At 54.2% G+C, this 1,196-nt stretch carries 1 protein-coding gene; it reads right to left on the reverse strand.

Features of this window, described 5'->3' with window-relative positions; translation table 11 throughout:
* Positions 1 to 32: 32 nt before the first annotated feature.
* Positions 33 to 980: an IS110 family RNA-guided transposase gene (locus AC1Q8Q_RS32140; protein WP_168757435.1), complete on the reverse strand. Its 948-nt coding sequence runs from the start codon at positions 978 to 980 to the stop codon at positions 33 to 35.
* Positions 981 to 1,196 lie beyond the last annotated feature (216 nt).

The raw sequence follows: 1,196 nt of genomic DNA on the forward strand, positions 1-1,196 counted from the left end.
CTGTGGGAGATTCTATGGTTGAGGGGAAGCCCTCAACTGGTTTTCGGTTGGTATTCACTCTGCCCCTTCAGCAGGGCGAATACGATACGAGCGAGCTTGCGAGCCAGCATCACCAGGGCTTGAGTGGTGCTGAAACCCCGATTTCTTTGTTCTTGGTAAAACCCTTTCCAGGCTTCGGTTCGACTCGCCGACATAGCCGCATTGTGCAGAAGGCGGCGGGCTTCTGGATCGCCTCGCTTGGTCAAACTCCGGCGACCATCTTTTTGCCCTGATTTTGACACCCGCAAGTCCATTCCAAGAAAGGCGATAAAGGCATCTGCGTTTCGGAAGTCTCCGCGCTGGAACGCCGTGAGCAAGCGCGCGCCAGTCAAAAATCCAACCCCTTCAACTTTCAAGCAACGCTTCAACTGCCCCAGCAAACCGGCTTCTTTCAGCTGATCGTTGATCGTCTTTTCGATCAGCGTCTCAAGCTGCTGCATGGACTTTATTTGCTCGGAAAAAGCAGCCTTCAGCAAGGGCTCATTCGACCAGCTTTGCACTAGGCCGACCCTGGCCTGGACCAAGGCCGCCCGGCGGCGAAAAAGACTCAGGAGTTGGCGATACAGCGGTGTCGGCGGCGTCCATGGGTGAAGTTCTTCATGCTCGTTCTTCAGATAGCGAGCAAGCAGTTTGGCATCCAGTGCATCGGTTTTGGCACGGACCTTCACACCTTCTCGGTAATGTTTGAGCTCATAGCCGCCCACCATGTAAATCACGCAGCCGGCCTCAAAGGCCAGGTCAGCGAACTCCAGGTGGTAGATGTTGGTGGCTTCAACAGCAATAGCCACACTCCCCGGCAAGTCCTTTAACCACTTGTTGATGCTGGTTTTGTTGTTGGGAATCTCTTCAAGCAGGTCCAGTTCGGCGTGATAAATCACCAATTCTTTCTTGGCGACATCCACGCCCACGATCGGCTTTGAAACAGAAACCGGCATTGCCATAGGTTTTCCTCCGGGATAAGGTTTTAAGCACTTGAAGGGCTCACCCAGAGGCGCAGGCTTGTTCCTATCGTCGGTCTAGGCCAGATGCATTCTTTATCGGCGCTTGGGTGAAAGGAGGAGGGGCGAACTCTCCCACAGTCTGTACTGCGTCAACAGTCAGAATCGAGCCTTGTCCCTCCTCCTCCCTTCAAGTCCTACCATACAAGCGAGCCTGCT

It is taken from the genome of Pseudomonas sp. GW823-FHT06B06, from assembly GCF_058795195.1.